Below are 23,212 nucleotides of genomic sequence, written 5' to 3' on the forward strand. Positions count from 1 at the left end.
ACCATGGCGAACGCCACGACCGCTTCACCTGCCATGATGGCGGCCGCCGATTCGGAGCGGATTGCGCCGAAGCGGATGATCGCCTTCATCATCATGGTGTTCGGGATGTTCATGTCGATCCTGGACATCCAGATCGTCTCGGCGTCCCTGAGCGAAATCCAGGCCGGCCTGTCGGCGAGCTCGAGCGAGGTCTCCTGGGTTCAGACCGCCTATCTGATCGCCGAAGTGATCGCGATCCCGCTGTCGGGATTCCTGTCGCGCGCTTTCGGCACACGGCTGCTATTTGCGATCTCGGCGGCCGGCTTCACGATTTCGAGCCTGCTCTGCGGTTTCGCCACGACCATCGAGGAGATGATCCTCTGGCGTGTGCTGCAGGGCTTTCTCGGCGCCGGCATGATCCCGACCGTGTTCGCCTCGGCCTACACCGTGTTTCCGCGTTCGAAATTCCACATCGTGGGCCCCATCATCGGGCTTGTTGCGACCCTGGCTCCCACGATCGGACCGACGGTCGGCGGCTACATCACCGATCTGATGTCGTGGAACTGGCTGTTCTTCATCAACGTCGTGCCCGGCATCGGCATCACCCTCGGCGTGCTGGCGCTGGTCGATTTCGACGAGCCGCATTTCGAACTGCTCAATCGCTTCGACTGGTGGGGCCTGATCTTCATGGCCGGCTTCCTCGGCACGCTGGAATACGTGCTGGAAGAGGGCCCGCAATATGAATGGCTGCAGGACACCTCGGTGGCGATCTGCGCCTGGATCGGCGCGGTCTCGGCGATCGCCTTCTTCGTGCGCGTCTTCACGGCGGCCGAGCCGATCGTCAATCTGCGTGCTTTCACCAACCGCAATTTCGCCGTCGGCTCCACGCTGCAATTCTGCATCGGCATCGGCCTCTACGGCCTGACCTACATCTATCCGCGCTATCTCGCCGAGGTGCGCGGCTACAGCGCGCTGATGATCGGCGAGACCATGTTCGTCTCGGGCATCACCATGTTCCTGGTCGCGCCGCTGGTCGGCCGGCTGATGGCGAGCCTCGACATGCGCTACATGATCGCGTTCGGCCTGATCGTGTTCGCGATCGGCTCCTACCAGATGACCTGGATCACGCGCGACTACGATTTCTACGAGCTCTTGATCCCGCAGATCCTGCGCGGCATCGGCATGATGTTCGCGATGGTGCCGACCAACAACATCGCGCTCGGCACGCTGCCGCCCGACAAGGTGAAGAATGCGAGCGGCCTGTTCAACTTGATGCGCAATCTCGGCGGTGCTGTCGGGCTTGCCGTCATCAACACCGTGCTCAACGATCGCGCCGACCTGCACATCACGCGTCTGCAGGAGCGCGTGACCTGGGGCAACGCAACCGCGACCGAAACCCTGACCATGCTCCAGCAGAAGTTTCAGGGGCTTGGGGACTCGACGCTGATGGCGATGAAGCAGCTCAGCCAGATCGTGCACCGCCAGGCCGTGGTGATGAGCTATGGCGATGCGTTTCTGATTCTGACCTTGTTCTATCTGAGCCTCAGCGTCCTGGTCACGCTGTTGAACAGGCCGGCCTCGCCGTTCGGTGCCGGCGGCGACTCGCATTAAGAGCTACACGCGGTGTCGTCGCCCGGCTTGACCGGGTGGCTGCGCACCAAAATGCAACACTCGTGCGTGATCTCGCGCAGGGCCCGTTGCAATTCGCGAATCGTGCATCTATAAAGCGCACCTCATTCATTCGAACCGGGGAGAGATTTGCATGATTTCGTCGCATTCGCAGATCGCGTTTCCGCGCTCGATGATGATCTGGCTCGGTACGTTCTCGGCCTGCTAGAGGCCGCTTCCGCCAGCTTCGATTGGGCCAGGGTTTCGACCAGACGCCCCGATCGCTCCGCTTCCCAAGTCAAGTCCAGCTTTAAGTGACGCCGTCCCGGCCCTCGCGGCTGGCCTGCGTCCATCGATGGAGCCGGCCCGCGGCAATGCGGCCGGATGACGCCATGACCGCTTTGTCAAAAAAGCCCGCGGCTATCCGCGTGGTCCTGCCCTTCGTGTTCCGGCACTGGCTCAATCAGCCGGGGCGCACGCTTGCCATTGCCGTCGGTCTGTTAGGGGCGACCGTCGCCGACCTGTTCATGCCGGTGTTTTCAGGACAGCTGGTCGACGCGCTGACGCGTGGCCCGTCGGATCCTGCCGCCCGCCACGCCGCGCTGATGGCGCTGGGCGGCATCGTGGTGCTGGGCGCGGTGTCGATGGTGTTGCGCCTGACCGGGCTGCAAGTGATCGTGCCGTTCACGCTGAAGATCATGTCCGACGTGGCGCAGGACGCATTTCTGCGCGTGCAGCGCTTCTCGACCGACTGGCACGCCAACTCCTTCGCGGGCTCGACCGTGCGCAAGATCACGCGCGGCATGTGGGCGCTCGATTTGCTGAACGACACCATCCTGCTGGCACTGCTACCGTCGCTGGCGGTGCTGATCGGATCGATGATCCTGCTCGGCGTGCACTGGGCCTCGCTCGGCGTGGTGATCGCGCTTGGTGCGGCCATCTATGTCACGATGACGGTGCTGTTCTCGACGCGTTACATCGCGCCGGCTGCGCGTGTGTCCAATGCCTGGGACACCAAGGTCGGCGGCACGCTGGCGGATGCGTTGACATGCAATGCGGTGGTGAAATCGTTCGGCGCGGAGGCGCGCGAGGATGCGCGGCTTGGGCGCGTCGTCAAGCGCTGGCGTGCGCGGGTGCGGCGGACCTGGTTCCGCTACAACTACACCGCCATGGCGCAGCTCTCCCTGCTGCTATGCCTGCGGGGGTCGGTGATCGGCGGCGCGGTGCTGCTGTGGATGTACGGGCATGCCTCGCCCGGCGACGTCACCTATGTGCTGACGAGCTATTACGTCATCCACGCCTATCTGCGTGACGTCGGCATGCACATCAACAACCTCCAGCGCTCGGTCAACGACATGGAGGAGCTGGTGGCGATCCATGACGAGCCGATCGGCATCGCCGATGCAGCCCACGCGCGGCGGATCCCGATCGAAGGCGGCGAGATCGTGTTCGACGACGTCACGTTCCACTATGGCGGCCATCGCGCGCCGCTGTATGACGGGCTGTCGGTCAGGATCCGCGCCGGCGAGCGCGTCGGTCTCGTCGGCCGCTCCGGCTCCGGCAAGACGACGTTCGTCAAGCTGGTGCAGCGGCTCTACGACGTCACCGGCGGTCGCGTGCTGATCGACGGGCAGGACATCGCACTGGCCACGCAGCAATCGCTGCGCAGCCAGATCGCGATCGTGCAGCAGGATCCGATCCTGTTTCACCGCTCGCTCGCCGAGAACATCGCCTATGGCCGGCCCGGTGCCAGCCTCGAGGCGATCGAGCAGGCGGCGCGGCTGGCGAATGCGCACGACTTCATCCTGCGCCTGCCGAAGGGCTACGGCACGCTGGTCGGCGAGCGCGGCGTGAAACTGTCGGGCGGCGAGCGGCAGCGCGTGGCGCTGGCGCGCGCCTTCCTGGCCGATGCGCCGGTGCTGATCCTGGACGAGGCCACGTCGAGCCTCGATTCGGAATCGGAGGCGCTGATCCAGCAGGCGATGGAGCGGCTGATGAAAGGCCGCACCTCGATCGTGATCGCGCACCGGCTGTCGACGGTTCGCAGCCTCGATCGCATCCTGGTGTTCGACCGCGGCGAGATCGTCGAGCAGGGCACGCATGCCATGCTCGCGGGCAAGCCTGGCGGAATCTATCGCAGCCTGTTCGAGCGCCAGGTGGTGGAGCTCGGGCACATCGCAGCAGCGGAATGACGCGCGGCGGCAGGGCCAAGGCCCCGCCGTCACGTCGTCGAGGATGGAATGAGATGAAGGACCTGACGCGCGGCTCGATCGTGAGCCACATCGTGAGCATGGCGCCGCCGATCGTGGTCGGCATGATCACGATCATGATCTGCCAGCTGGTCGACCTGTACTTCGTCTCCGGGCTCGGCGATGCGGCCGTGGCCGGCGTCGCCGCGGCCGGCAACGCCGGCTTCCTCGTCAACGCGCTGATGCAGATGCTCGGCGTCGGCACGGTTGCGCTGGTCGCGCATGCCGTGGGCCGCAAGGATCGCGACGACGCCAATCTTGTGTTCAACCAGGCGGTCGTCCTGTCGGTGCTGTTCGGGCTGTTGACATTGGCGGGCGGGCTTGCACTGTCGCGCCCTTATATGCGCGCGATTGCGGCGGACGAAGCCACGATCGAGGCCGGCACGACCTATCTGCTCTGGTTCATGCCGGCGCTGGCGCTGCAATTCGCGACACAGGTGATGGCGTCCGCATTGCGGGCGACCGGCATCGTGCGGCCGAGTATGCTGGTGCAGGTCCTTGCCGTGGCGATCAACATCGCGCTGGCGCCGGTGCTGATCACGGGCTGGGGCACCGGACATGCGCTTGGTGTCGCCGGAGCGGGCCTTGCAAGCTCTATCGCGGTCTTCATCGGCGTGCTGATGCTGCTTGTCTATTTCCTCAGGCGGGAGCGTTACGTCGCCTTTCATCCCGCGCAATGGCGGCCGCAGCTTCGGCAGTGGAAAAGAATCCTCAATGTCGGGCTGCCGGCAGGCGGCGAGTTCGTGATGGTCTTCATCATCATGGCCGTGGGCTATTACGTGCTGAGCATTTTTGGTCCGGCGGCGCAGGCAGGATTTGGCATCGGGACGCGTCTGCTCGGCTTGATCCAGATGCCGGCGCTCGCCATCGCGCTTGCTGCAGGGCCCATCGCCGGCCAGAATTTCGGTGCAGGCAATGGGGCGCGCGTGCGAGAGACCTTTGTCAAGGCGTCGCTTATTGCGACCGCCGTAATGATTGCTTTCCTGATCGTCGCGCAGTTCGCGCCCGGCCTGCTGCTTGCTGGGTTCTCGAACGATCCGGAAACGATGGCGGTTGCGTCGCTTTTTTTGCGCATCATCTCGTTCAACATGGTGGCGCAGGGGCTGATCTTTATCTGCTCCAGCATGTTTCAGGGGCTTGGCAACACCACGCCGGTGTTGTGGACCTCGGCAATGCGGGTCCTCACCTATTCTCTGCCGTCGGTCTGGCTCTCCACGTGGCCGGGCTTCCGGATGGAGCATGTCTGGTACTTGTCGATTGCGACCACCACGCTGCAGGCCGCCCTGAGCCTGTGGTTGCTGCGCCGCGAGTTCAGGAAGCGGCTGGCGCCTCCGAAGGAGAAAGCCGCAGAACTGGCGAGCCCTGAGCCCGTCGTGCCGCTCGCACGCGAGCCCGCGTAACGACAGCATGCTTCATCCCTGCAGCTCCGGCTTATTTGCCGGGCTGTCAGGCAGCTAAAGCGTGCTGATGCTGTTCCAGACGAGGGTGGCGCCCGACAGAAACAGCAGGCCGAGCACCACATCGCCGAAATGCTTGTCGCTCAGCGCGTGATAGACGCGCGCGCCGGCCCATGCGCCGATCAGCGTGCCCGGGAATGCGACCATCGCGAGCCAGACCACCTTGAACGCGACCAGGCCTGAAGCCGTCTGCAACACTAGCGCGGTCGCAAGCACCGTGAAATTGAAGAGCTGGAAGATGCCGCGCCGCTCGTGCTTGTTCCAGCCGCGGATGTTAGCCCACAGGATCGGCAGCGGCCCGGACAGTCCGGCGAGCCCGCCCAAAATGCCGCCGGCAAATCCGATCGCGCCGTCGGCGATGCGGCCGCCGAAGGCGATGGCGAATTGCTTCTTGTTCAGGTACAGCGCGCTCGAGAAGATCAGCAGCAGCACGCCGACGCTGAGCTTGAACACTTTTGGATCGGCGGAGGCGACCAGCATGGTCCCGAGCGGTACGCCGATCAATCCGCCGATCAGGAACGGCCACACCAGCGACAGGTCAAAGCTCTTCCACATCGAGGGCAGCGTCGAGGTCTGCGCGATCACCGAACAGATCAGCACTAGGGGCACCGCGAGCGAGGGCGGCAGCACGTAGAGCCAGATGCCGAGCGCCATCAGCGCCGTGCCGAATCCGGCCAGTCCCGACACGAAGCCGCCGGCCAGCGCGCCGAACAGGAGCAGCGCGTAAGTGAGCGTTTCCACCAATGAATCCCTGTCGCTACCGGCGATCCCAAAGCCGTGGTCGCATGGCGCATAGCACAGATGCGGCGCGGGAGGTCAATTTCAGAACCCTACGTAAACGTGATTCCCTGGTTTGCTAGACGATCTGCCTGATGTCGGCGGGCTTCTGCAGCGCGCCGACCAGGATGCGCAGCGCCTCGGACAATTCCGATCTGTTGCGCGCTGCGCCGAGTGAAACGCGCGCCGCATGCGGCGACGTGCCGTCGACGGTGAAGGCGTCGCCGGCAACGATCGCGAGCCCGTTGCGCAGCAGATGCGCGGCGACGTCCGGTCGCCCCTCCGGCAAGTGCAGCCACAAATGATGTGCGGCGGGCTTCGCCTGGAACTGAAAACCCTTCAACGCGCGCTGTGCCAATTGCTGGCGTCCGACGGCCTCGTTGCGGATCGCTGCGATGATGCGGTCGGCGACGCCGGTTTCGAGCCAATGCGTCGCCAGCGCGACCATCAGCGGTGCCGGCATCTGCACGGTCGCCTGGAGATGGCCGCGCATCTGACGCTGCGCGCCGCTGTCGGGCGTGAGCAGATAAGCGACGCGTAGCGCCGGCGCGATGCATTTTGACAGTGTGGTCGCGAGATATGTCCGCTCCGGAATGAGATTGGCGATCGGCGATGCCGAACGATCGAGGAGCCCGTAGGCGTCGTCCTCGATCAACATCGTATCGGCGTCGCGGATGATCTTGGCGATCGCGCTGCGCCGCTCGGCAGAGAGCGTCGCCGTGGTCGGATTGTGCAGCGTCGGAATGAGATAGACGGCCTTCGGCCTCTGCGTGCGGCAGGCCTTCGCCAGCGCATCGGGCAGCACGCCGCCGTCATCCATGGCGACGCCGACGAGCTTGACGCCGAGCTGTGCTGCTGCGGCCTTGATGCCGGGGAAGGTGAGGGCCTCAGTCAGGATGACGTCGCCCGGCCGCGCGAGATGGGCGAGCAGGTTGAACAGGATGGTCTGCGCGCCGGGAAAGATCATGAGCTTGTCGGCGTGCGCATGCGGAACGCGCGTACGCATCCAGCGCGCGGCGACCTCGCGCTCATGCGCGCTGCCGCCGGGCGGCTGGTAGTTCAGGAATGCGGTGAGCCCCGATTGCGCGCGAATGGCTTCGAGGCCAGCGATGATGCGCTCGTCGAGCTGCGCTTCGAGGGGGTGCGGCGGCACGTTCATCGAGAGGTCGATCGCCACCGGATGCGGCAGGTCGACCGCGCGGCGTGCGCTGGTCTCCGACACGAACGATCCCTGGCCGACGCGCGCCTCAATGATGCCGCGGCGCCGCGCCTCGGTGTAGGCGCGTGTCACCGTGGTCAGGTCGATCCCGAGCGCCTTTGCGAGCGCACGCTGCGTCGGCAGTTGCTGTCCGCGCACCAGCCGGCCGGCGGCGATGTCGGCCTCCATGGCGTCGACGATACGCTGATAGCGCGGCCCGCTCAGCTCCGAGATTGTAGGGGTCCAATCCATGCAATTTAGGCTCGTATCCTTTGAATGTATGGATGCAAGAGATTATTGTATGGATCAGCAAAATGGAAGAGGTGTCGTCATGGCGACCGGTTCAGTCTCTCTGGCAAAGGCGATGTGGCGCGGTTTTCGCGGCAAGTGCCCGAACTGCGGCGATGGGCATATGTTCGGCCGCTTCCTGAAGGTGGCGGACAGCTGCGACCATTGCGGCGAGGAGCTGCTTCACCAGCGCGCCGATGACTTTCCGGCCTATCTGGTGATGGTCGTGGTCGGTCACATCGTGGTGCCGGCGATCCTCGCGGTCGAGACCGCTTATGCCCCACCGGTCTGGCTCCAACTCGCGGTGTGGCTACCGGTGACGCTGTTTGCTTCGCTCGCTTTGCTGCAGCCGACCAAGGGCGCCATCGTGGGCTTGCAATGGCAGATCGGCATGCACGGCTTTGAGGCGGGCAAGCTGCGGCGCGAAGCCGGTCAGCTCGCGACCGTGCTCGTCAAGGCGCCGCGCGCGGCTTGACGCCCGGCGGCGTTTACATCGGGCGGCTGCCCGTTACACTCCATCGTATCCAACAAGAACGATGGAAACGCCGATGACTGAACGCGCGAAGACTTTCCTGCTCTGTCATGGCGCGTGGTCCGGCGGGTGGGCCTGGACGAAGATGCATCCGCTGATGGCGCAGGCCGGCCATCGTCTGATCGCGCCGACCTACACCGGGCTCGGCGAGCGTTCGCATCTCGCCAATCCCGCGATCGATCTTGAGACGCATATCCAGGACATCCTCAACGTCATCACGTTCGAGGATCTCGGCGATATCGTGCTGCTTGGCCACAGCTATGGTGGCATGGTTGCAACGGGCGTTGCCGACCGCGCAAGAGAGCGCGTGAAGCAATTGATCTATCTGGACGCCTTCGTGCCGCGCGATGGCCAGTCGCTGTTCGATCTCAACGAGGCCGGGCGCGAACCGATGCGCAAGGCTGCTGCCGCCGGCGACGGCTACCGCATCCCGCCAAACCCGCCGCCGCTGGACACGCCGCAGGCCGATCTCGACTGGCTCAACGCGCGCCGCGTCAACATGCCGCTTAAATGTTTCGAGACCAAGCTGAAGCTTCAACACGGCGAGCCAGCGATGCCGCGCAGCTATATCTACTGCAAGCGCATTCCGCCGGGCGATGTGTTCGGGCAATTCGCAAAACGCACGAACAGCGAGGAGGGCTGGCGCTATTTCGAGCTCGACGCCAGTCACGCGCCGAATGTGACCGCGCCGGAGGCGCTGATGGGTGTGTTGCGGGAGATTGTGGCGTAGCTCTCGCCGTCATTCCGGGGCTCGCGAAGCGAGAGCCCGGAATCCATTCATCCACCGTCTCTGCCGCTTGATGGATTCCGGGTTCGTGCTGCGCACGCCCCGGAATGACGACCATTGAAAATTGGTGAGGGGTCCGATGCGCTAACATCGAACCCCTCGTCGCAAGATATCAGCCGGCCTGTAAGCCGGGTTCTGTAGGGCACCGTCCGCTTGCGCAAACGATACGTGACGGCCATTCCTCTGGGACCATGTTTGCACATGGCCTCGAGCAACCTACCCGGACGGCGGGCCTGACATCGCCCCGCGGCGTTATCGCTTGCGCGAACAGCCCGCTACGCCGTCCCTATTCGGTTTTGCTCCCGGTGGGGTTTACCATGCCGGCTCCGTTGCCGGACCCGCGGTGCGCTCTTACCGCACCTTTTCACCCTTACCCGCCTGCGCAGCTTGCGCTGCGTCGGCGGGCGGTTCGTTCTCTGTGGCACTTTCCCTAGGGTTGCCCCCGCCGGACGTTATCCGGCACCGTATGTCAAGGGAGCCCGGACTTTCCTCCCCGGCGGCCTTTCGGCACTTGCCGGAGCGGCCGTCCGGCCGACTGACGGGGTACGCATGGGCCATTTGTGACGGTTCCGTCAAGCGGAGATCGCCGCGCACGCCGCAGCGTAAATAATTTATCCTGAAGATGTCGTGGGGTGTGCGCCCGGTTCGACTGGATGTCGGCATTCCAGCCGAGCAACAGGAGTTAGGCGATGCAGTATTTGCTGCTGATCTACCGAAACGAAGCTCAACAGAGCAAGATGGACCCCGCTGGCTACCAGAAGCTGCTGGCGGAGTATTCCGCCTACACCCAGTCCATCGTTCAGAGCGGCAACTTCAAGGCTGGCGACGGGCTCCAGCCGACCTCGACTGCGACCACCGTTCGCGTTCGTGAGGGCAAGATCCTGGCGACCGATGGTCCCTTTGCCGAGACGCGCGAGCAGCTCGGCGGCTATTATCTGGTCGAGGCCAGGGATCTCGACGCCGCGATTGCAATGGCTGCGCGGATTCCCGGAGCCAGGGACGGGTCGATCGAGGTCAGGCCCGTCATGATCTACAAATGATCTCGTCCGCCGGCATCGAATAATTATCCCGAGGATGTCGTTTGAAGTTGGCCCCGTTCGACTGGATGTCGGCGATCAAGCCGAACAACAGGAGTAAGCCATGCAGTACCTGCTGCTGATCTACCGGAACGAACAGAAACTGATCAATATGGACGCGACCGAGCGTCAGAAAGTGTCGGCGGAGTACGGCGCCTACACCCAGTCCATCATCCAGAGCGGCCATTTCAAGGCCGGCGACGGGCTCCAGCCGAGCACGACGGCGACGACCGTGCGCGTGCGCGAGGGCAAGACCCTGACGACTGACGGTCCGTTCGCAGAGACCCGCGAGCAGCTCGGCGGCTACTATCTGGTCGAGGCCAAGGATCTCGACACTGCCATCGCGCTGGCCGCGCGGATTCCCGAAGCCAGGGAAGGATCGATCGAGGTCAGGCCGGTCATGATCTACAACAAGTGATCTCGTCCACCGACATCGACAGGATCTTCCGCGACGAGGCGGGGCGGGCGCTGGCTACCCTGATCCGCCTCGTCGGCGATTTCGATCTGGCCGAGGACGCGCTCCAGGACGCCTTTGCGGTTGCCCTTGAGCGCTGGGCCGCGGGCGAGGTCCCCGACAATCCGCGCGCCTGGCTGGTCAATGTCGGCCGCAACAAGGCGATCGACCGCGTCCGGCGGCAGGCCGTCTTTCGCGGCAAGCAGCAGGCACTCGTGCACGAGCTCGAGCTCAACGCAGACACGCCAGCCGAACCGCCAGCGATGCTCGACGACGACATGCTGCGGCTGATCTTCACCTGCTGCCATCCGGCGTTCGCCGCCGAAGTTCAGGTGGCGCTGACGCTGCGCACCGTCTGCGGGCTTTCGATGGCCCAGGTCGCTCGTGCCTTCCTCATCAGCGAGGAGGCGATGGCGCAGCGCCTCGTTCGCGCCAAGCAGAAGATCAGGCTCGCCGGCATTCCCTACGAAGTGCCGGAGCACGCCGCGCTGACGCCGCGGCTCAATGGCGTGCTCGCCGTGATCTATCTCGTCTTCACCGAAGGCTATGTCGCGACCTCCGGCGCGGATCTGATGCGGCCTGACCTTGCGGTCGAGGCGATCAGGCTCGGCCGCTTGCTCGACCGGCTCATGCCGGACCGCGCCGGGATCAAGGGACTGCTGGCGCTGATGCTGCTCCACGATGCGCGCCGTGCCGGTCGCGAGACCGCGGCCGGAGATATCGTTCTCCTGGAAGAGCAGGACCGCTCGCTCTGGGATCGCGCGCAGATCGAGGAAGGCCTGCGTCTCGTCGATGACGCGCTGCGCGTGCCGGGCCGGCCGCAGCCTTATGCGGTGCAGGCGGCGATCGCCGCGCTGCATGCCCGCGCACCGAGCTTTGAGGAGACCGATTGGCCGCAGATCGCCGGCCTCTATGAGGTGCTGCTGCGCATCAGCCCGTCTCCGGTGATCGAGCTCAACCATGCTGCCGCGGTCTCGATGGTCGACGGTCCGGCGCGCGCGCTCGATCTCGTCGACGCGATCACCGCGCGCGGCGGGCTGGACGGCTATGAGATGTTGCCGGCGGTGCGTGCCGATCTGTTGCGGCGGCTCGGCCGCAACGACCAAGCGCGCGAGGCCTACGCGGCCGCGGCGGAGGCGACGCAGCTCGATCCGTTGCGGCGGCTGTATGCGCGGCGGGTGCGGGAGATGGATTGAGTTTCCGTCATGGCCGGGCTTGTCCCGGCCATCCACGTTCTTCGCGCGCGGAGACAAAGACGTGGATGCCCGGGACAAGCCCGGGCATGACGGAGCAAGGGGGCACGTTCTCGAAGACGTCTGCTATTTCGACGCGACTGTCGCCCCATCCGCCGGCAGGCTCGCCAGCAGCGCCTGCAACGTCGACAGGGTCGAATGATCGGCAACGCCATCCAGCCGCGCCGGGCGGAAGTGCCGCTGGAATGCTGTGATGACTTCCATCGTCGATGCGTCGTATTTGCCGGTCAGCGGCACGCCATAGCCGTAGCGCGCCAGCGCCTGCTGCAGGCTCAGCACCTCGTCGCTGATGGTGCCGAGCATCAGGCTTTCGCCGCGCACGACCGGCGCCGGCGTCACCCAGTGACCGACGCCGGAATTGGCCAGCGAATGCCAGGGAAATTTTTCGCCGGGATCCTTCTTGCGCGCGGGCGCGACGTCGGAATGACCGAGCACCCGTTGCGGCGCGACCTTGCGGCGGAGCATGATTCCGCGGCACAGCGCGATCACGGCGGCGATCTGGCGCAGCGGATATTCCGGATAGCCCCAATCGTGGCCGCGATTGATGATCTCGATCCCGATCGAGCAGGAGTTGATGTCGTCCTCGCCGGCCCAGGACGAGACGCCGGCGTGCCAGGCGCGCCGCGCTTCGGGTACGCATTGCACAATGCGACCGTCTTCGAGCACCACGTAATGGGCCGACACCTCGGTGCCGGCCGTGCACAGCCGCGCCAGCGCGCCCTCGACGTCGGGCATGCCGGTGTAGTGCAGCACGATCATGTCGGGCTGCCGTCCCTTGGTGCGCTCGCCATGATTGGGCGAAGGGATGATGTCGGAAACGATCGACGAATCCGGCTCGAACGTCCGCATGTTCGCCGCGGCCTTGGGAACCGGAAGAACGCGCTGACGCTTCGAATCAGTTCCAGACGGCGTTGACGGACCGGACGACATAGACAGCTCAAGTCGGATAGGAGAGTGGGCCAAGCCCTTCTCTTTACTATTTCTTTACTGTCCGGTCCGCGCAATCGCGCGGTGCGGTTAACGGCTGCATTTCGGGTGGGTGTGTGGATAGGGCATCACCGCCCGGCCACCTTTTCGACTTGTAACCAGCCGATCAACGCTTTCTTAACGCTAAGGGCCGTTACTGAGGGGTGAAGAGCCGACCCGCGTCCGGAGGCGGCCAAAAGCGTTTTTGGCTCGAAATCCCATGGCTGCCCGACATAATCCGCTGGGAACACCGGGTCTGCCGCCTGGGACGACCGGGCTCGGCGCGCATGCTGGCAAGCATGCTGGAGAGGGTTTGGGTCGTGGAACCGCCGCGACGCGGAGTTATTCGAGGCGTGATGGGCTGCTTCGCCCCCGATTTCATTTGGCCGTTCGCCTGCGCACCCGGCAGGCGCGCCGCATGAGCGCCGCGCCGCACATTCCCGTGCTTGGCCGCGAGGCGATCGAGCATCTCGCGCCGCGCGAGGGCGGCATCTATGTCGATGCCACCTTCGGGGCCGGTGGCTACAGCCGCGCCATCCTGGATGTTGCGGGAACTCGCGTCATCGCGATCGACCGCGACCAAACGGCGATTGCCGGCGGCGCGGAACTGGTTGAGCGCGCCGCGGGCCGGCTGACGCTGGTCGAGGACCGCTTCTCGAATCTCACCGAGGTCTGCGCGGCGCAGGACGTCGATGCGGTCGACGGCGTCGTGATGGATGTCGGGGTGTCCTCGATGCAGCTCGACCAGGCCGGTCGCGGCTTCTCGTTCCGCCTCGACGGTCCGCTCGACATGCGGATGGGGCAGGTCGGACCAACGGCGGCCGACGTCGTCGCGCGCGCCTCGGAAAGCGATCTCGCCGACATCATCTATCTCTTCGGCGAGGAGCGGCATTCGCGCCGTGTCGCCCGCGCCATCGTGGCTGATCGGCAGGAGACGCCGTTCACCACGACGCGCGCGCTCGCCGATCTCGTCGGCCGGGTGGTGCGCTCGAAGCCCGGTGACATTCACCCGGCAACGCGGACATTCCAGGCGCTGCGCATCTTCGTTAACGAGGAGCTCGAGGAGCTCCAGACCGCGCTCGCGGCGGCCGAGCGCGTGCTCAAGCCCGGCGGCCGTCTGGTCGTGGTCTCGTTCCATTCGCTGGAAGACCGCATCGTCAAGAATTTCCTTAGCCTGCGCTCCAAGACCGGCGGCGGCTCGCGCCATCTGCCGGAAGTGGCGCAAGGCGCGCCGAGCTTCCAGTTGCTGACGCGGCGGCCCGTGGTCGCCGGCGAGGCGGAAGTTGCGCATAATCCGCGCGCCCGCTCCGCCAAGCTGCGCGCCGCCGAGCGCACATCGGCGCCGGCGCATGACGACACCGAGCCATCGTCCTGGCCCAAACTCTCCGACGTGATGAGGGGCGGCTAGCACATGCGCTTCATCCACGTTCTCGTCATCGGCGCGCTGATCTTCGCGGCGGCCTATGTCTACCGGATCAAGATGGATTCCACCGCCCGCACCGAGAAGGTGCTGCGGCTGCACGCGGAGATCCGCGAGCAGCGCGACGCGATCGCGCAACTGCGCTCCGAATGGGCCAGGCTCGATGCGCCGCTGCGCCTGCAGGGCCTCTCCGAGCGGCATCTGCCGCTCAAGCCCGTCAACGGCACGCAATATGATGCACTGAAGAACCTGCCGGACCGTCCAGCGCGGATGTTCAGGCCGGGCGAGCCTGATCCGATCGGAGCCATGCTCAATACCATCGAAGCTGCGAGCGATCCCGATACGGTGACGGGCTCCGTGCCTCACCCCGAGGACAAGCAATGAGCGCTGTTCCGGCCAAATCCACCGAGCGGCCAGCTGAGCCGTGGCGGCAGCGTCTGATCCGCAGCCTGCTCTACGGGCGCAATGTCGATCGCGCCGCGAAGGCGCGCGCGCGCGTCGGCCTCGCAATGCTCGCCTTTGCCCTGGTCTATGCCCTGATCGGCAGCCGGCTCGTGATGTTCGCGATCGGTGCCGACGCTCACAGTGCGCGTCGTGCCGCCTCGCAGGAAGTGGTTGCGACCGCGCGGCCCGACATCGTCGACCGCAACGGCGCGATCCTGGCGACCGACGTCAAGGCGGCCAGCCTGTTCGGCGAGCCGCGCCGCATCATCGACAAGGACGAGGCGATCGAGCTTCTGACCGCGACGGTGCCCGACCTAGATGAGGCCGAAGTGCGCGAGCGCCTGTCGTCGCGGAAAGGCTTCGTCTGGCTCAAGCGCGAGATCACGCCGAAGCAGCAGCAGGACATCCACAAGCTCGGCCTTCCCGGCATCGGCTTCCTGCGCGAGAACAAGCGCGTCTATCCGACCGGCAACGAGGTCGCCCACGTCATTGGTCTGGTCAACATCGACAACCAGGGCATCGCGGGCATGGAGAAGTGGCTCGACAATCAAGGGCTCGCCGATCTCCACCGCGCGGGCTTTGCCACCGACCGGCTGCAAAAGCCGATCGAGCTGTCGGTCGATTTGCGCGTCGAGCACGCGCTGCGCGACGAGCTTCAGAAGGCGAAGGAGAAATTCCACGCCAAGGCGGCTTCCGGCATCATCTCCAACGTCAAGACCGGCGAGATCGTGGCCATGGTCTCGCTGCCGGACTTCGATCCCAACAATCCGAAGGAAGCGCACGACCCAGACCGCATCAACCGCCTGACCACCGGCGTCTACGAAATGGGCTCGACCTTCAAGGCCTTCACGCTGGCGATGGCGCTCGACTCCGGCAAGATCAACCTGAACTCGTCGTGGGACGCACGTGGAAACCTGCACTACGGCAAGTTCACCATCCATGACAGTCACAACCTGGGACGTTTCATCAATACGAAGGAAGTGTTCACCTACTCGTCCAATATCGGCGCCGCGCGGATCGCGCTCAACCAGGGTGTCGAGGCGCACAAGGCGTTCCTGGCCAAGATGGGACAATTGACGCGGCTGCGCACCGAGTTGCCGGAGAGTGCGGCTCCGCTGGTGCCGCGCCACTGGGGTGAGCTGAACACTGTCACCATCGCGTTCGGTCAGGGCCTGTCGGTAGCGCCGCTCCAAGCGGTGATGGGCATCAACGCCCTGATGAACGGCGGCTATTTGATTCCGCCGACATTCATGAAACGCAGCGAAGACGAAGCGCGGGCGATGGCCAAGCGCGTGATCAAGCAGGAGACTAGCGACAAGATGCGGTATCTGATGCGGCTCAATGCCGAAATCGGTACGGCCAGGTCCGCCGATGTGAAGGGCTATTACGTCGGCGGCAAGACCGGCACTTCCGAGAAGGTCATCAATGGCCGCTACGCCAAGAAGCGGGTGCTCAACTCCTTCACCGCGATCATGCCGTCCGACGATCCGAAATATCAGATTCTCGTCATGCTGGACGAGCCGCAGGCGTTGCCTGAAACGCATGGTTTCATCACCTCGGGCTTTAACGCGGTGCCCACGGGCGGCAAGGTGATCGAGCGGATCGCGCCGCTCCTGGGGGTCGAACCTCGGTTCGATTTGCCGCCGTCCGACCGCCTTATTCTTGCGGCATCCAGGGCAACCCAGTAATCAACGGGGTGGGCCACTGCCGCTGCTGAGTCGGGATTTTCCCGAAGATTCGGCTTTCCGGCACGGCATGTCGACTGGATGACCATGAAGCTGCGCGAACTCTTGGGTCAGGATGTCTTGGGCAACGATGCCGCGATCGAGCCCGCTGTCGCGGCGCTTGATGTGAGCGGCGTTGCGCTCGACAGCCGCGTGGTCAAGCCCGGCGATCTCTTCTTCGCGCTCGCCGGCAGCAAGACCGACGGCGCGCGCTTCATCGATGCTGCGATTGCGGCCGGCGCCGTGGCCGTGGTCGGCGATCATGCGCCGGCCCCCTGCAAGGTGCCGTTCATCGCAACCGCCAATCCGCGCCGCGCGCTGGCGCTGGCCGCGGCAAAATTCTTCCCCACGCAGCCTGCGACCATCGCGGCGGTGACGGGAACCAGCGGCAAGACCTCGGTTGCCGCGTTCACGCGCCAGATCTGGGAGCGGCTGGGCCATGCCTCGGCCAGCATCGGCACCATCGGCCTCGTCTCGCCCAAACGCACGGTTTACGGTTCGCTGACGACGCCCGATCCGATCGCGTTGCATCGGCAGCTCGATCAGATCGCGCGCGAGGGCGTGACGCATCTCGCCTTCGAAGCATCGTCACACGGGCTCGATCAATATCGCCTCGACGGCGTGCGCGTCTCCGCCGCAGGCTTCACCAATCTCTCGCGCGACCACATGGATTATCATCCGACCGTGGCGCATTATCTCGCAGCAAAACTCCGGCTGTTTCGCGAGCTCGTGCCGCCCGGTGGCGCCGCGGTGATCTCGGCCGATCATGAATGCTCGGCGGAAGCGATCGACGCCGCGAGGACGCGCGGTCTGCGCGTGATGGCGGTGGGCCGCAACGGCGACGGGGCAGGTGAGGGCATTCGCCTCGTCAATGCCGAGGTCTCAGGCTTCTCGCAAGAGCTTTCGCTCGTACATCGCGACAGGGCCTATGCCGTCCGGCTGCCGCTGGTCGGCGAATTCCAGATCGAGAACGCGCTGGTCTCGGCCGGTCTGGCCATCGGCACAGGCAGCGATGTGGCCAGTGTCTTTGCGAGCCTCGAACATCTCGAAGGCGCCAAGGGCCGGCTCGAACGCGTCGGCGAACGCAACGGCGCGCCGATCTTCGTCGACTACGCGCACAAGCCCGATGCGCTGGCGAAGGCGTTGCAGGCGCTGCGTCCCTACGCCAGGCGCAGGCTGATCGTCGTGTTCGGCGCCGGCGGCGATCGCGACGCCGGCAAGCGTCCGATCATGGGCGAGATCGCGGCCGAGAATGCCGATCGCGTCATCATCACCGACGACAATCCGCGCAGCGAGAAACCGGAAGCCATTCGCGCCGCGATCCTCGCCACCGCAAAGGGCGCGCGCGAAATCGGCGACCGCGCGGCCGCGATCCGCGCTGCGATCGAGGAACTGGAAGATGGCGATGCACTGCTGGTCGCCGGCAAGGGCCACGAGACCGGGCAGATCGTCGGCGGCGAGGTCCTGCCGTTCAGCGATCACGAGGCGGTTGCCGCCGCACTAGCATCGAGGGTGGCATGAGCGCGCCATTATGGACGCTTGCCGAGGTGGCGCGTGCGCTTGGGGCGGCCGGCTCATTCCCGGACACGCCGATCGACTTCGTCACCCAGGACAGCCGCCTGGTGAAGCCGGGCAGCTTGTTCGTGGCGTTGAGCGGCACGCCGAGCGGCGGCTTCATCTCGGCCTTCGCCAGCGCGCGCGACGGCTGGGAGTTCGCGGACAAGGCGCAAGCGTCGGGCGCGGTCGCGATGATCGTACCGCATGAAATCGCGGGTGTTGGTATTCCGCAGATCGTCGTGAAGGACACGCTGATCGACGGCCTCTGGGGCCTCGCGCGCGCCGCACGCGCGCGCTTCAACCGGCCGGTGATCGGGCTCACCGGCAGCGCCGGCAAGACCAGCACCAAGGAGTATCTCGCGGCCTATCCCAATGCCTATGCGAGCCCTTCGAGCTTCAACAATTTCTGGGGCGTGCCGCTGACGCTGTGCAACGCCCGGCCCGATGCCAGCCTCTGGGTCGTCGAGATGGGCATGAATCAGAAGGGTGAGATCGCGCGACTCAGCGAATTGACGCGGCCGACCGTAGCGCTCGTCGTCAACGTCCAGCCGGTGCATCTGGAAAAGCTCGGCTCGCTCGACGCGATCCGCCGCGAGAAGGTGTCGATCGCGCTCGGCCTGCCGGAGAATGGTGTGCTGGTGCTGCCGGCCGGGATCAAGGCGCCCGACTGGAAGGGCAAGCTGGTGCGCTTCGGCGACAAGGCCGAGGTGCACGAGGTCGCACACGCCCCGCATGGCGAGAGCTGGCAGGTCGTGGCCGCGATCGGCAAGAAGGAGATCGCCTTCAGCCTCACGCCGGGTGCACCGCACCGCGTGCAGAATGCGCTCGCCGCGCTCGCCTCGGTTCATGCCGCGCATCTCGATGTGGCGACGCTCGCGATCAAGCTCGATCGCGTCGGCATCATGACCGGCCGCGGCGTCGAGCAGGCAGTCGGCGGTGTCACCGTGATCGACGACAGCTTTAACGGCAATCCGGCGAGCATTGCCGCCGCGCTGCAAAGCCTGCAGGCGCGCAACGTCACCGGCGGCCGCCGCATTGCGGTGCTCGGCGACATGCTGGAACTGGGCGACGACGCACCAAGCTACCACACCGCGCTGGCCACGCATCTCGACGGCGTCGACGGCATCTATTGCGTCGGGCCGCTGATGCGGCACCTCTATGACGCGCTTCCCGCCGGCAAAGGGCTCGGCTGGCACGACGATCCTGCCACGCTGAAGCCGGGCGAGGTCGCGGGCCTGCTGAAGGCAGGCGATGTCGTGGTTGTCAAGGGCAGCAAGAAGATGTTCTGGGTCAACAAGTTTGTGCCGGGCCTAGTGGCCGCCTTGCAGGCAAAGGCGTAAACTGCTTGGAAGGCGCTGTTCCCGAATCCCACCGTTTTGCGGCGCCGAGCCTGCAGGTTTCTTGCCGGCAGGTTTCTTAAAGGTCGCCCGACCGATAATGAAGACCGGCGAATGCGCGTGAGGCGAAATCTGCGTCTGAAAAAGCCTGCGTGCGAAAGGCGCCATAGGACCGTCTGAATGTTTTACTGGCTGATCGAGCTCTCCAACACATTTCCGGGCTTCGGTGCAGTGCGCACCGTTCTGAACGTCTTCCGCTACATCACCTTCCGCACCGGCGGCGCCGTGGTCACCGGCGCGCTGTTCGTGTTCCTGTTCGGGCCCTGGATCATCGATCATCTGCGCATCCGCCAGGGCAAGGGCCAGCCGATCCGCACCGACGGTCCGCAATCGCATCTGGCCAAGAAGGGCACGCCCACCATGGGCGGGCTGATGATCCTGTCCGGCCTCACGGTCGGCACGGTGCTGTGGGCCAACCCACTCAATCCCTATGTCTGGATCGTGCTGGCGGTGACGCTCGGCTTCGGCTTCGTCGGCTTCTATGACGACTACCTCAAGGTCACCAAGCAGACCACGAGCGGATTCGGCGGCAAGTTGCGCCTGCTGATCGAGGCGGTGATCGCGCTGGTCGCCTGCTATGCGCTGGTGCGGCTGAACCGCGATCCCGCCTCGACCGCGCTGACTATACCCTTCCTGAAAGACACGGTGCTGCATTTCGGCTGGTTCTTCGTCGTGTTCGGCGCCTTCGTCATCGTCGGTGCCGGCAATGCGGTGAACCTCACCGACGGTCTCGACGGCCTCGCCATCGTGCCCGTGATGATCGCGACCGCGAGCTTTGCGATGATCGCCTATCTCGCCGGCAACGCGGTGTTCGCCGATTATCTCCAGATCAAATATGTCGCGGGCACCGGCGAGCTCGCGGTGCTCTGCGGCGCGCTATTGGGCGCCGGCCTCGGCTTCCTCTGGTTCAACGCGCCGCCGGCCTCCATCTTCATGGGCGACACCGGCTCGCTCGCGCTCGGCGGCATGCTTGGGGCGATCGCGGTCGCGGTGAAGCACGAAATCGTGCTCGCGGTGATCGGCGGCCTGTTCGTGCTGGAGGCGGTCTCCGTCATCGTGCAGGTGGTGTCGTTCAAGCTCACGGGCAAGCGCATCTTCCGGATGGCGCCGATCCACCACCATTTCGAGCAGCTCGGCTGGACCGAGCCGCAGATCGTGATCCGCTTCTGGATCATCTCGGTGATGCTGGCGCTCGCCGGCCTCTCCACGCTGAAGCTGCGCTGACGGTACCACGATGATCCCGGTCACATCCTTCGCCGGCAAGACGGTCGCGGTGTTCGGCCTTGGCGGCTCGGGGCTTGCCTCCTGCCACGCGCTGAAGGCCGGTGGCGCCGAGGTGATCGCCGCCGACGATAGCGCCGAGAACGTCGCCAAGGCGGCGCAGGCCGGGTTCATCACCGCAGATTTGCGCAACGTTTCCTGGGGCAATTTCGCAGCGCTCGTGCTCGCGCCGGGCGTGCCGCTGACCCACCCAGTACCGCACTGGAGCGTGCTGAAGGCGCGCGAGGCGGGCGTCGAGGTGATCGGCGACATCGAGCTGTTCTGCCGCGAGCGCCGCCGCCACGCGCCGAACGCGCCGTTCGTTGCCATCACCGGCACCAACGGCAAGTCGACCACGACGGCGCTGATCGCGCATCTGACCAAGGTCGCCGGCTACGACACCCAGATGGGCGGCAATATCGGCACCGCGATCCTGTCGCTGGAGCCGCCGCGCATGGGTCGCGTCCACGTCATCGAGATGTCGTCCTACCAGATCGACCTCACGCCCTCGCTCGATCCCTCCGTCGGCATTTTGCTCAATGTCAGCGAGGACCATATCGATCGTCATGGCACTATCGCGCATTACGCCGCGGTGAAGGAGCGTCTCGTCGTCGGCGTGCAGGCAGGTGGCACGTCGATTATCGGCGTCGATGACGGCTATTGCCGCGACATCGCCGACCGGCTCGACCGCGCCGGCAAGAACGTGGTGCGCATCTCCATCAGGAATCCGCTGGCGAGCGGCATTCATGTCGAGCATGGCACCATCGTGCGCACCTCGGGCGGCGCGCGCAGCGAAATCGCAAAGCTCGGCGGCATCGGTTCGCTGCGCGGCCTGCACAATGCGCAGAACGCGGCTTGCGCGGCGGCTGCCGCGCTTGCGATGGGCATCAGCCTGGACGTGTTGCAGGACGGCCTGCGCAGCTTTCCGGGCCTGGCGCACCGCATGGAGCAGGTCGGCCGCCGCGGCAATGTGCTGTTCGTCAACGACTCCAAGGGCACCAACGCCGACGCCACCGCGCATGCGCTGTCGTCCTTTGCCGACATCTTCTGGATCGCGGGCGGCAAGCCGAAGGCGGGCGGCATCACCGGCCTCGCCGGCTTCTTCCCGCGCATCCGCAAGGCCTATCTGATCGGCGAGGCCGCGAAGGAGTTTTCCGGCACTCTCGGCTCGGTCGCGCACGAGATCAGCCAGACACTCGACGTTGCCGTCGAGCACGCCGCGCGCGATGCGGAAGCGTCGGGCCTGTCCGACGCGGTCGTGCTGCTGTCGCCGGCCTGCGCCTCCTTCGACCAGTACCGCAATTTTGAGATCCGCGGCACCAGGTTCCGCGAGCTGGTGCAGGCGCTGCCGGGTGTGAAGCCGGTGGTGTAGGGCGCGCTTGCTGCACAATCTCTGCTGTCGTCACCCGCGAAGGCGGGTGACCCAGTATCCCAGAGGCGGTGCTTGGGCCGCGACGCCACGGCGTACTGGATACCCCGCCTTCGCGGGGTATGACGGGCATTTGTGGTGGCCGACGTATGCTATCTCGAAAGATAGCTATTGCCTTAACCCCCCGGTAACCAACCTCGGCGACCAATGGGCCGACCTCTGTCCGAAAGCGGCCGCCCATGCTCTCCCGTGAAGAACGCACCCCCTTTACCGAGTGGTGGTGGACCGTCGACAAGCCGCTGCTCGGCGCGATCCTGGTGCTGATGCTGACCGGCGTCATCCTGTCGCTGGCGGCGAGCCCGCCGGTCGCGACCCGCATCGGGCTCGATCCCTTCCACTTCTTCAGCCGCCACGTGATGTTCCTGGCGCCGTCCTTCATGGTGCTGGTCGGCGTCTCCTTCCTGTCGCCGCGCTCGATCCGGCGAAGCGCGCTGATCATCTTCACGATCAGCATTATCCTGATCGTGGTGACGCTCGCGATCGGCCCCGAGGTCAAGGGCTCGCGGCGCTGGATCACGCTGCTCGGCGTCAACATTCAGGCCTCCGAAATCGCAAAGCCGTCGTTCGTCGTCATCGCGGCCTGGCTGTTCGCGGAATCGACCAAGCGGCCGGAGATGCCTGCGACCTCGATGGCGCTGGTGCTGCTGCTGATGCTGGTGTCGCTGCTGGTGATGGAGCCCGACTTCGGCCAGACCATGCTGATCCTGATGGTGTGGGGCTCGCTGTTCTTCATCGCGGGCATGCGCATGATCTGGGTGTTCGGCCTTGCCGGCGCGGCCGCGGCCGGCCTGTTCAGCGCATACCTTTTTGTTCCCCACGTTGCCGGCCGCATCAAGCGCTTCATGAACCCGGCCTCCGGCGACACTTTCCAGGTCGATACTGCGATGGAGGCCTTCTACAACGGTGGCTGGTTTGGCCTCGGACCGGGCGAGGGCATCGCAAAACGCAGCCTGCCGGACAGCCATACCGACTTCGTGTTCGCGGTTGCCGCCGAAGAGTTCGGCATCATCCTGTGCCTGGCGATGCTGACGCTGTTCGCCTTCGTCGTCATTCGTACGCTGTCGCGTGCCTATGCCAACGAGGACATGTTCTCGCGCTTTGCGGCTTCCGGCCTTGCAATCCTGTTCGGCGTGCAGGCGGCGATCAACATGTCGGTCAACCTTCAGCTCATCCCTGCCAAGGGCATGACGCTGCCCTTCATCTCCTATGGCGGCTCCTCGATCATATCGCTGTCCTATGGCGTCGGCATGATGCTGGCGCTGACGCGGCTGCGCCCGCGCACCGAAGTCGAGGCCAGCGGCCATGCCGAGGCGATGCGCAGCTACGCGTAGTTTTTCGTCTTTGCGAGCGCAGCGAA

The 23,212-nt window shown here is 65.3% G+C and carries 19 protein-coding genes and 1 other RNA gene; 16 read left to right on the top strand and 4 right to left on the bottom strand.

Annotated elements, in window-relative coordinates:
• The first annotated feature begins 3 nt into the window (after nt 1-3).
• The 3 genes from ABIC09_RS04370 to ABIC09_RS04380 all read left to right on the top strand — a co-directional run bounded on the left by ABIC09_RS04370 (nt 4) and on the right by ABIC09_RS04380 (nt 5,236).
• The gene (locus ABIC09_RS04370) at nt 4-1,590 is read left to right on the top strand and encodes a DHA2 family efflux MFS transporter permease subunit (RefSeq protein ID WP_354108510.1); all 1,587 of its coding nucleotides are present in this window, start codon (nt 4-6) and stop codon (nt 1,588-1,590) included.
• A gap of 389 nt (nt 1,591-1,979) precedes the next feature.
• Nucleotides 1,980-3,779, top strand: a complete 1,800-nt coding sequence (locus ABIC09_RS04375) for an ABC transporter ATP-binding protein (protein ID WP_354108511.1) — start codon at nt 1,980-1,982, stop codon at nt 3,777-3,779.
• 53 nt (nt 3,780-3,832) lie between these two features.
• Entirely contained in the window at nt 3,833-5,236 is a 1,404-nt protein-coding gene (locus ABIC09_RS04380; protein ID WP_354108512.1) for an MATE family efflux transporter, read from the top strand.
• A gap of 54 nt (nt 5,237-5,290) precedes the next feature.
• Here the strand turns inward: ABIC09_RS04380 and ABIC09_RS04385 are convergent, their stop codons facing one another.
• Both ABIC09_RS04385 and ABIC09_RS04390 read right to left on the bottom strand, forming a co-directional pair.
• Nucleotides 5,291-6,034, bottom strand: coding sequence for a sulfite exporter TauE/SafE family protein (locus ABIC09_RS04385; RefSeq protein WP_148754075.1), 744 nt, complete (start codon nt 6,032-6,034; stop codon nt 5,291-5,293).
• 115 nt (nt 6,035-6,149) lie between these two features.
• On the bottom strand, nt 6,150-7,520 hold the full coding sequence (locus ABIC09_RS04390; RefSeq protein WP_354108513.1) for an aminotransferase-like domain-containing protein: 1,371 nt from the start codon (nt 7,518-7,520) through the stop codon (nt 6,150-6,152).
• A gap of 49 nt (nt 7,521-7,569) precedes the next feature.
• On the opposite strand from ABIC09_RS04390, the gene ABIC09_RS04395 reads away from it, so the two are divergent.
• Nucleotides 7,570-8,031 (top strand): DUF983 domain-containing protein, encoded by a 462-nt coding sequence (locus tag ABIC09_RS04395; RefSeq protein WP_502917641.1) that lies wholly within the window; start codon nt 7,570-7,572, stop codon nt 8,029-8,031.
• 73 nt (nt 8,032-8,104) lie between these two features.
• Nucleotides 8,105-8,818, top strand: a complete 714-nt coding sequence (locus ABIC09_RS04400) for an alpha/beta fold hydrolase (RefSeq protein ID WP_354108515.1) — start codon at nt 8,105-8,107, stop codon at nt 8,816-8,818.
• Nucleotides 8,819-8,983: 165 nt separating this feature from the next.
• On the opposite strand, the gene rnpB is transcribed toward ABIC09_RS04400, so the two are convergent.
• An RNA gene (gene rnpB, locus ABIC09_RS04405) (RNase P RNA component class A) lies at nt 8,984-9,414 on the bottom strand.
• Between the two features lie 150 nt (nt 9,415-9,564).
• Here rnpB and ABIC09_RS04410 point away from each other — a divergent pair.
• The 3 genes from ABIC09_RS04410 (at nt 9,565) to ABIC09_RS04420 (ending at nt 11,601) form a co-directional block, all read left to right on the top strand.
• A complete protein-coding gene (locus ABIC09_RS04410) occupies nt 9,565-9,915 on the top strand; it encodes a YciI family protein (RefSeq protein ID WP_354034288.1) in 351 nt (116 codons plus the stop codon).
• Nucleotides 9,916-10,015: 100 nt separating this feature from the next.
• Entirely contained in the window at nt 10,016-10,369 is a 354-nt protein-coding gene (locus ABIC09_RS04415) for a YciI family protein (RefSeq protein WP_148754080.1), read from the top strand.
• On the top strand, nt 10,366-11,601 hold the full coding sequence (locus ABIC09_RS04420; RefSeq protein ID WP_502917642.1) for an RNA polymerase sigma factor: 1,236 nt from the start codon (nt 10,366-10,368) through the stop codon (nt 11,599-11,601). Before ABIC09_RS04415 ends, ABIC09_RS04420 begins: the two co-directional genes overlap by 4 nt.
• 123 nt (nt 11,602-11,724) lie before the next feature.
• On the opposite strand, the gene ABIC09_RS04425 is transcribed toward ABIC09_RS04420, so the two are convergent.
• The gene (locus ABIC09_RS04425) at nt 11,725-12,507 is read right to left on the bottom strand and encodes an N-acetylmuramoyl-L-alanine amidase (protein ID WP_148754082.1); all 783 of its coding nucleotides are present in this window, start codon (nt 12,505-12,507) and stop codon (nt 11,725-11,727) included.
• 535 nt (nt 12,508-13,042) lie between these two features.
• Here ABIC09_RS04425 and rsmH point away from each other — a divergent pair.
• The 8 genes from rsmH (at nt 13,043) to ftsW (ending at nt 23,186) form a co-directional block, all read left to right on the top strand.
• Nucleotides 13,043-14,032 (top strand): 16S rRNA (cytosine(1402)-N(4))-methyltransferase RsmH, encoded by a 990-nt coding sequence (gene rsmH / locus ABIC09_RS04430; RefSeq protein ID WP_354083481.1) that lies wholly within the window; start codon nt 13,043-13,045, stop codon nt 14,030-14,032.
• 3 nt (nt 14,033-14,035) lie between these two features.
• Nucleotides 14,036-14,428: a cell division protein FtsL gene (gene ftsL / locus ABIC09_RS04435; RefSeq protein WP_354083480.1), complete on the top strand. Its 393-nt coding sequence runs from the start codon at nt 14,036-14,038 to the stop codon at nt 14,426-14,428.
• Complete coding sequence (locus ABIC09_RS04440) at nt 14,425-16,176, top strand: peptidoglycan D,D-transpeptidase FtsI family protein (RefSeq protein WP_354034286.1); 1,752 nt, start codon at nt 14,425-14,427, stop codon at nt 16,174-16,176. The genes ftsL and ABIC09_RS04440 overlap by 4 nt, the downstream gene beginning before the upstream one ends.
• 84 nt (nt 16,177-16,260) lie before the next feature.
• Nucleotides 16,261-17,733 carry a UDP-N-acetylmuramoyl-L-alanyl-D-glutamate--2,6-diaminopimelate ligase gene (locus tag ABIC09_RS04445; protein WP_354108516.1) on the top strand — a complete coding sequence of 491 codons (1,473 nt, stop codon included), beginning with the start codon at nt 16,261-16,263 and terminating at the stop codon, nt 17,731-17,733.
• A complete protein-coding gene (locus ABIC09_RS04450) occupies nt 17,730-19,109 on the top strand; it encodes a UDP-N-acetylmuramoyl-tripeptide--D-alanyl-D-alanine ligase (protein ID WP_354108517.1) in 1,380 nt (459 codons plus the stop codon). The genes ABIC09_RS04445 and ABIC09_RS04450 overlap by 4 nt, the downstream gene beginning before the upstream one ends.
• Nucleotides 19,110-19,286: 177 nt before the next feature.
• Complete coding sequence (mraY, locus tag ABIC09_RS04455) at nt 19,287-20,390, top strand: phospho-N-acetylmuramoyl-pentapeptide-transferase (protein ID WP_148754087.1); 1,104 nt, start codon at nt 19,287-19,289, stop codon at nt 20,388-20,390.
• Between the two features lie 10 nt (nt 20,391-20,400).
• Nucleotides 20,401-21,798: a UDP-N-acetylmuramoyl-L-alanine--D-glutamate ligase gene (murD, locus tag ABIC09_RS04460; RefSeq protein WP_354108518.1), complete on the top strand. Its 1,398-nt coding sequence runs from the start codon at nt 20,401-20,403 to the stop codon at nt 21,796-21,798.
• Between the two features lie 236 nt (nt 21,799-22,034).
• Nucleotides 22,035-23,186, top strand: coding sequence for a putative lipid II flippase FtsW (gene ftsW / locus ABIC09_RS04465; protein WP_148754090.1), 1,152 nt, complete (start codon nt 22,035-22,037; stop codon nt 23,184-23,186).
• Nucleotides 23,187-23,212: the final 26 nt, after the last annotated feature.

The organism is Bradyrhizobium sp. S3.12.5, assembly GCF_040548225.1.
GTDB lineage: Bacteria > Pseudomonadota > Alphaproteobacteria > Rhizobiales > Xanthobacteraceae > Bradyrhizobium > Bradyrhizobium cytisi.

Excerpts from the sequence above, each read along its gene's own strand:
- ABIC09_RS04440 (WP_354034286.1), top strand. The coding sequence starts at position 14,425 with ATGAGCGCTGTTCCGGCCAAATCCACCGAGCGGCCAGCTGAGCCGTGG.
- ABIC09_RS04425 (WP_148754082.1), bottom strand. The coding sequence starts at position 12,507 with ATGCGGACGTTCGAGCCGGATTCGTCGATCGTTTCCGACATCATCCCT.
- ftsW (WP_148754090.1), top strand. The coding sequence starts at position 22,035 with ATGCTCTCCCGTGAAGAACGCACCCCCTTTACCGAGTGGTGGTGGACC.
- rsmH (WP_354083481.1), top strand. The coding sequence starts at position 13,043 with ATGAGCGCCGCGCCGCACATTCCCGTGCTTGGCCGCGAGGCGATCGAG.
- ABIC09_RS04375 (WP_354108511.1), top strand. The coding sequence starts at position 1,980 with ATGACCGCTTTGTCAAAAAAGCCCGCGGCTATCCGCGTGGTCCTGCCC.
- ABIC09_RS04400 (WP_354108515.1), top strand. The coding sequence starts at position 8,105 with ATGACTGAACGCGCGAAGACTTTCCTGCTCTGTCATGGCGCGTGGTCC.
- ABIC09_RS04370 (WP_354108510.1), top strand. The coding sequence starts at position 4 with ATGGCGAACGCCACGACCGCTTCACCTGCCATGATGGCGGCCGCCGAT.
- mraY (WP_148754087.1), top strand. The coding sequence starts at position 19,287 with ATGTTTTACTGGCTGATCGAGCTCTCCAACACATTTCCGGGCTTCGGT.
- ftsL (WP_354083480.1), top strand. The coding sequence starts at position 14,036 with ATGCGCTTCATCCACGTTCTCGTCATCGGCGCGCTGATCTTCGCGGCG.
- ABIC09_RS04395 (WP_502917641.1), top strand. The coding sequence starts at position 7,570 with ATGGATCAGCAAAATGGAAGAGGTGTCGTCATGGCGACCGGTTCAGTC.
- ABIC09_RS04390 (WP_354108513.1), bottom strand. The coding sequence starts at position 7,520 with ATGGATTGGACCCCTACAATCTCGGAGCTGAGCGGGCCGCGCTATCAG.
- ABIC09_RS04415 (WP_148754080.1), top strand. The coding sequence starts at position 10,016 with ATGCAGTACCTGCTGCTGATCTACCGGAACGAACAGAAACTGATCAAT.
- ABIC09_RS04410 (WP_354034288.1), top strand. The coding sequence starts at position 9,565 with ATGCAGTATTTGCTGCTGATCTACCGAAACGAAGCTCAACAGAGCAAG.
- ABIC09_RS04450 (WP_354108517.1), top strand. The coding sequence starts at position 17,730 with ATGAGCGCGCCATTATGGACGCTTGCCGAGGTGGCGCGTGCGCTTGGG.
- murD (WP_354108518.1), top strand. The coding sequence starts at position 20,401 with ATGATCCCGGTCACATCCTTCGCCGGCAAGACGGTCGCGGTGTTCGGC.
- ABIC09_RS04445 (WP_354108516.1), top strand. The coding sequence starts at position 16,261 with ATGAAGCTGCGCGAACTCTTGGGTCAGGATGTCTTGGGCAACGATGCC.
- ABIC09_RS04380 (WP_354108512.1), top strand. The coding sequence starts at position 3,833 with ATGAAGGACCTGACGCGCGGCTCGATCGTGAGCCACATCGTGAGCATG.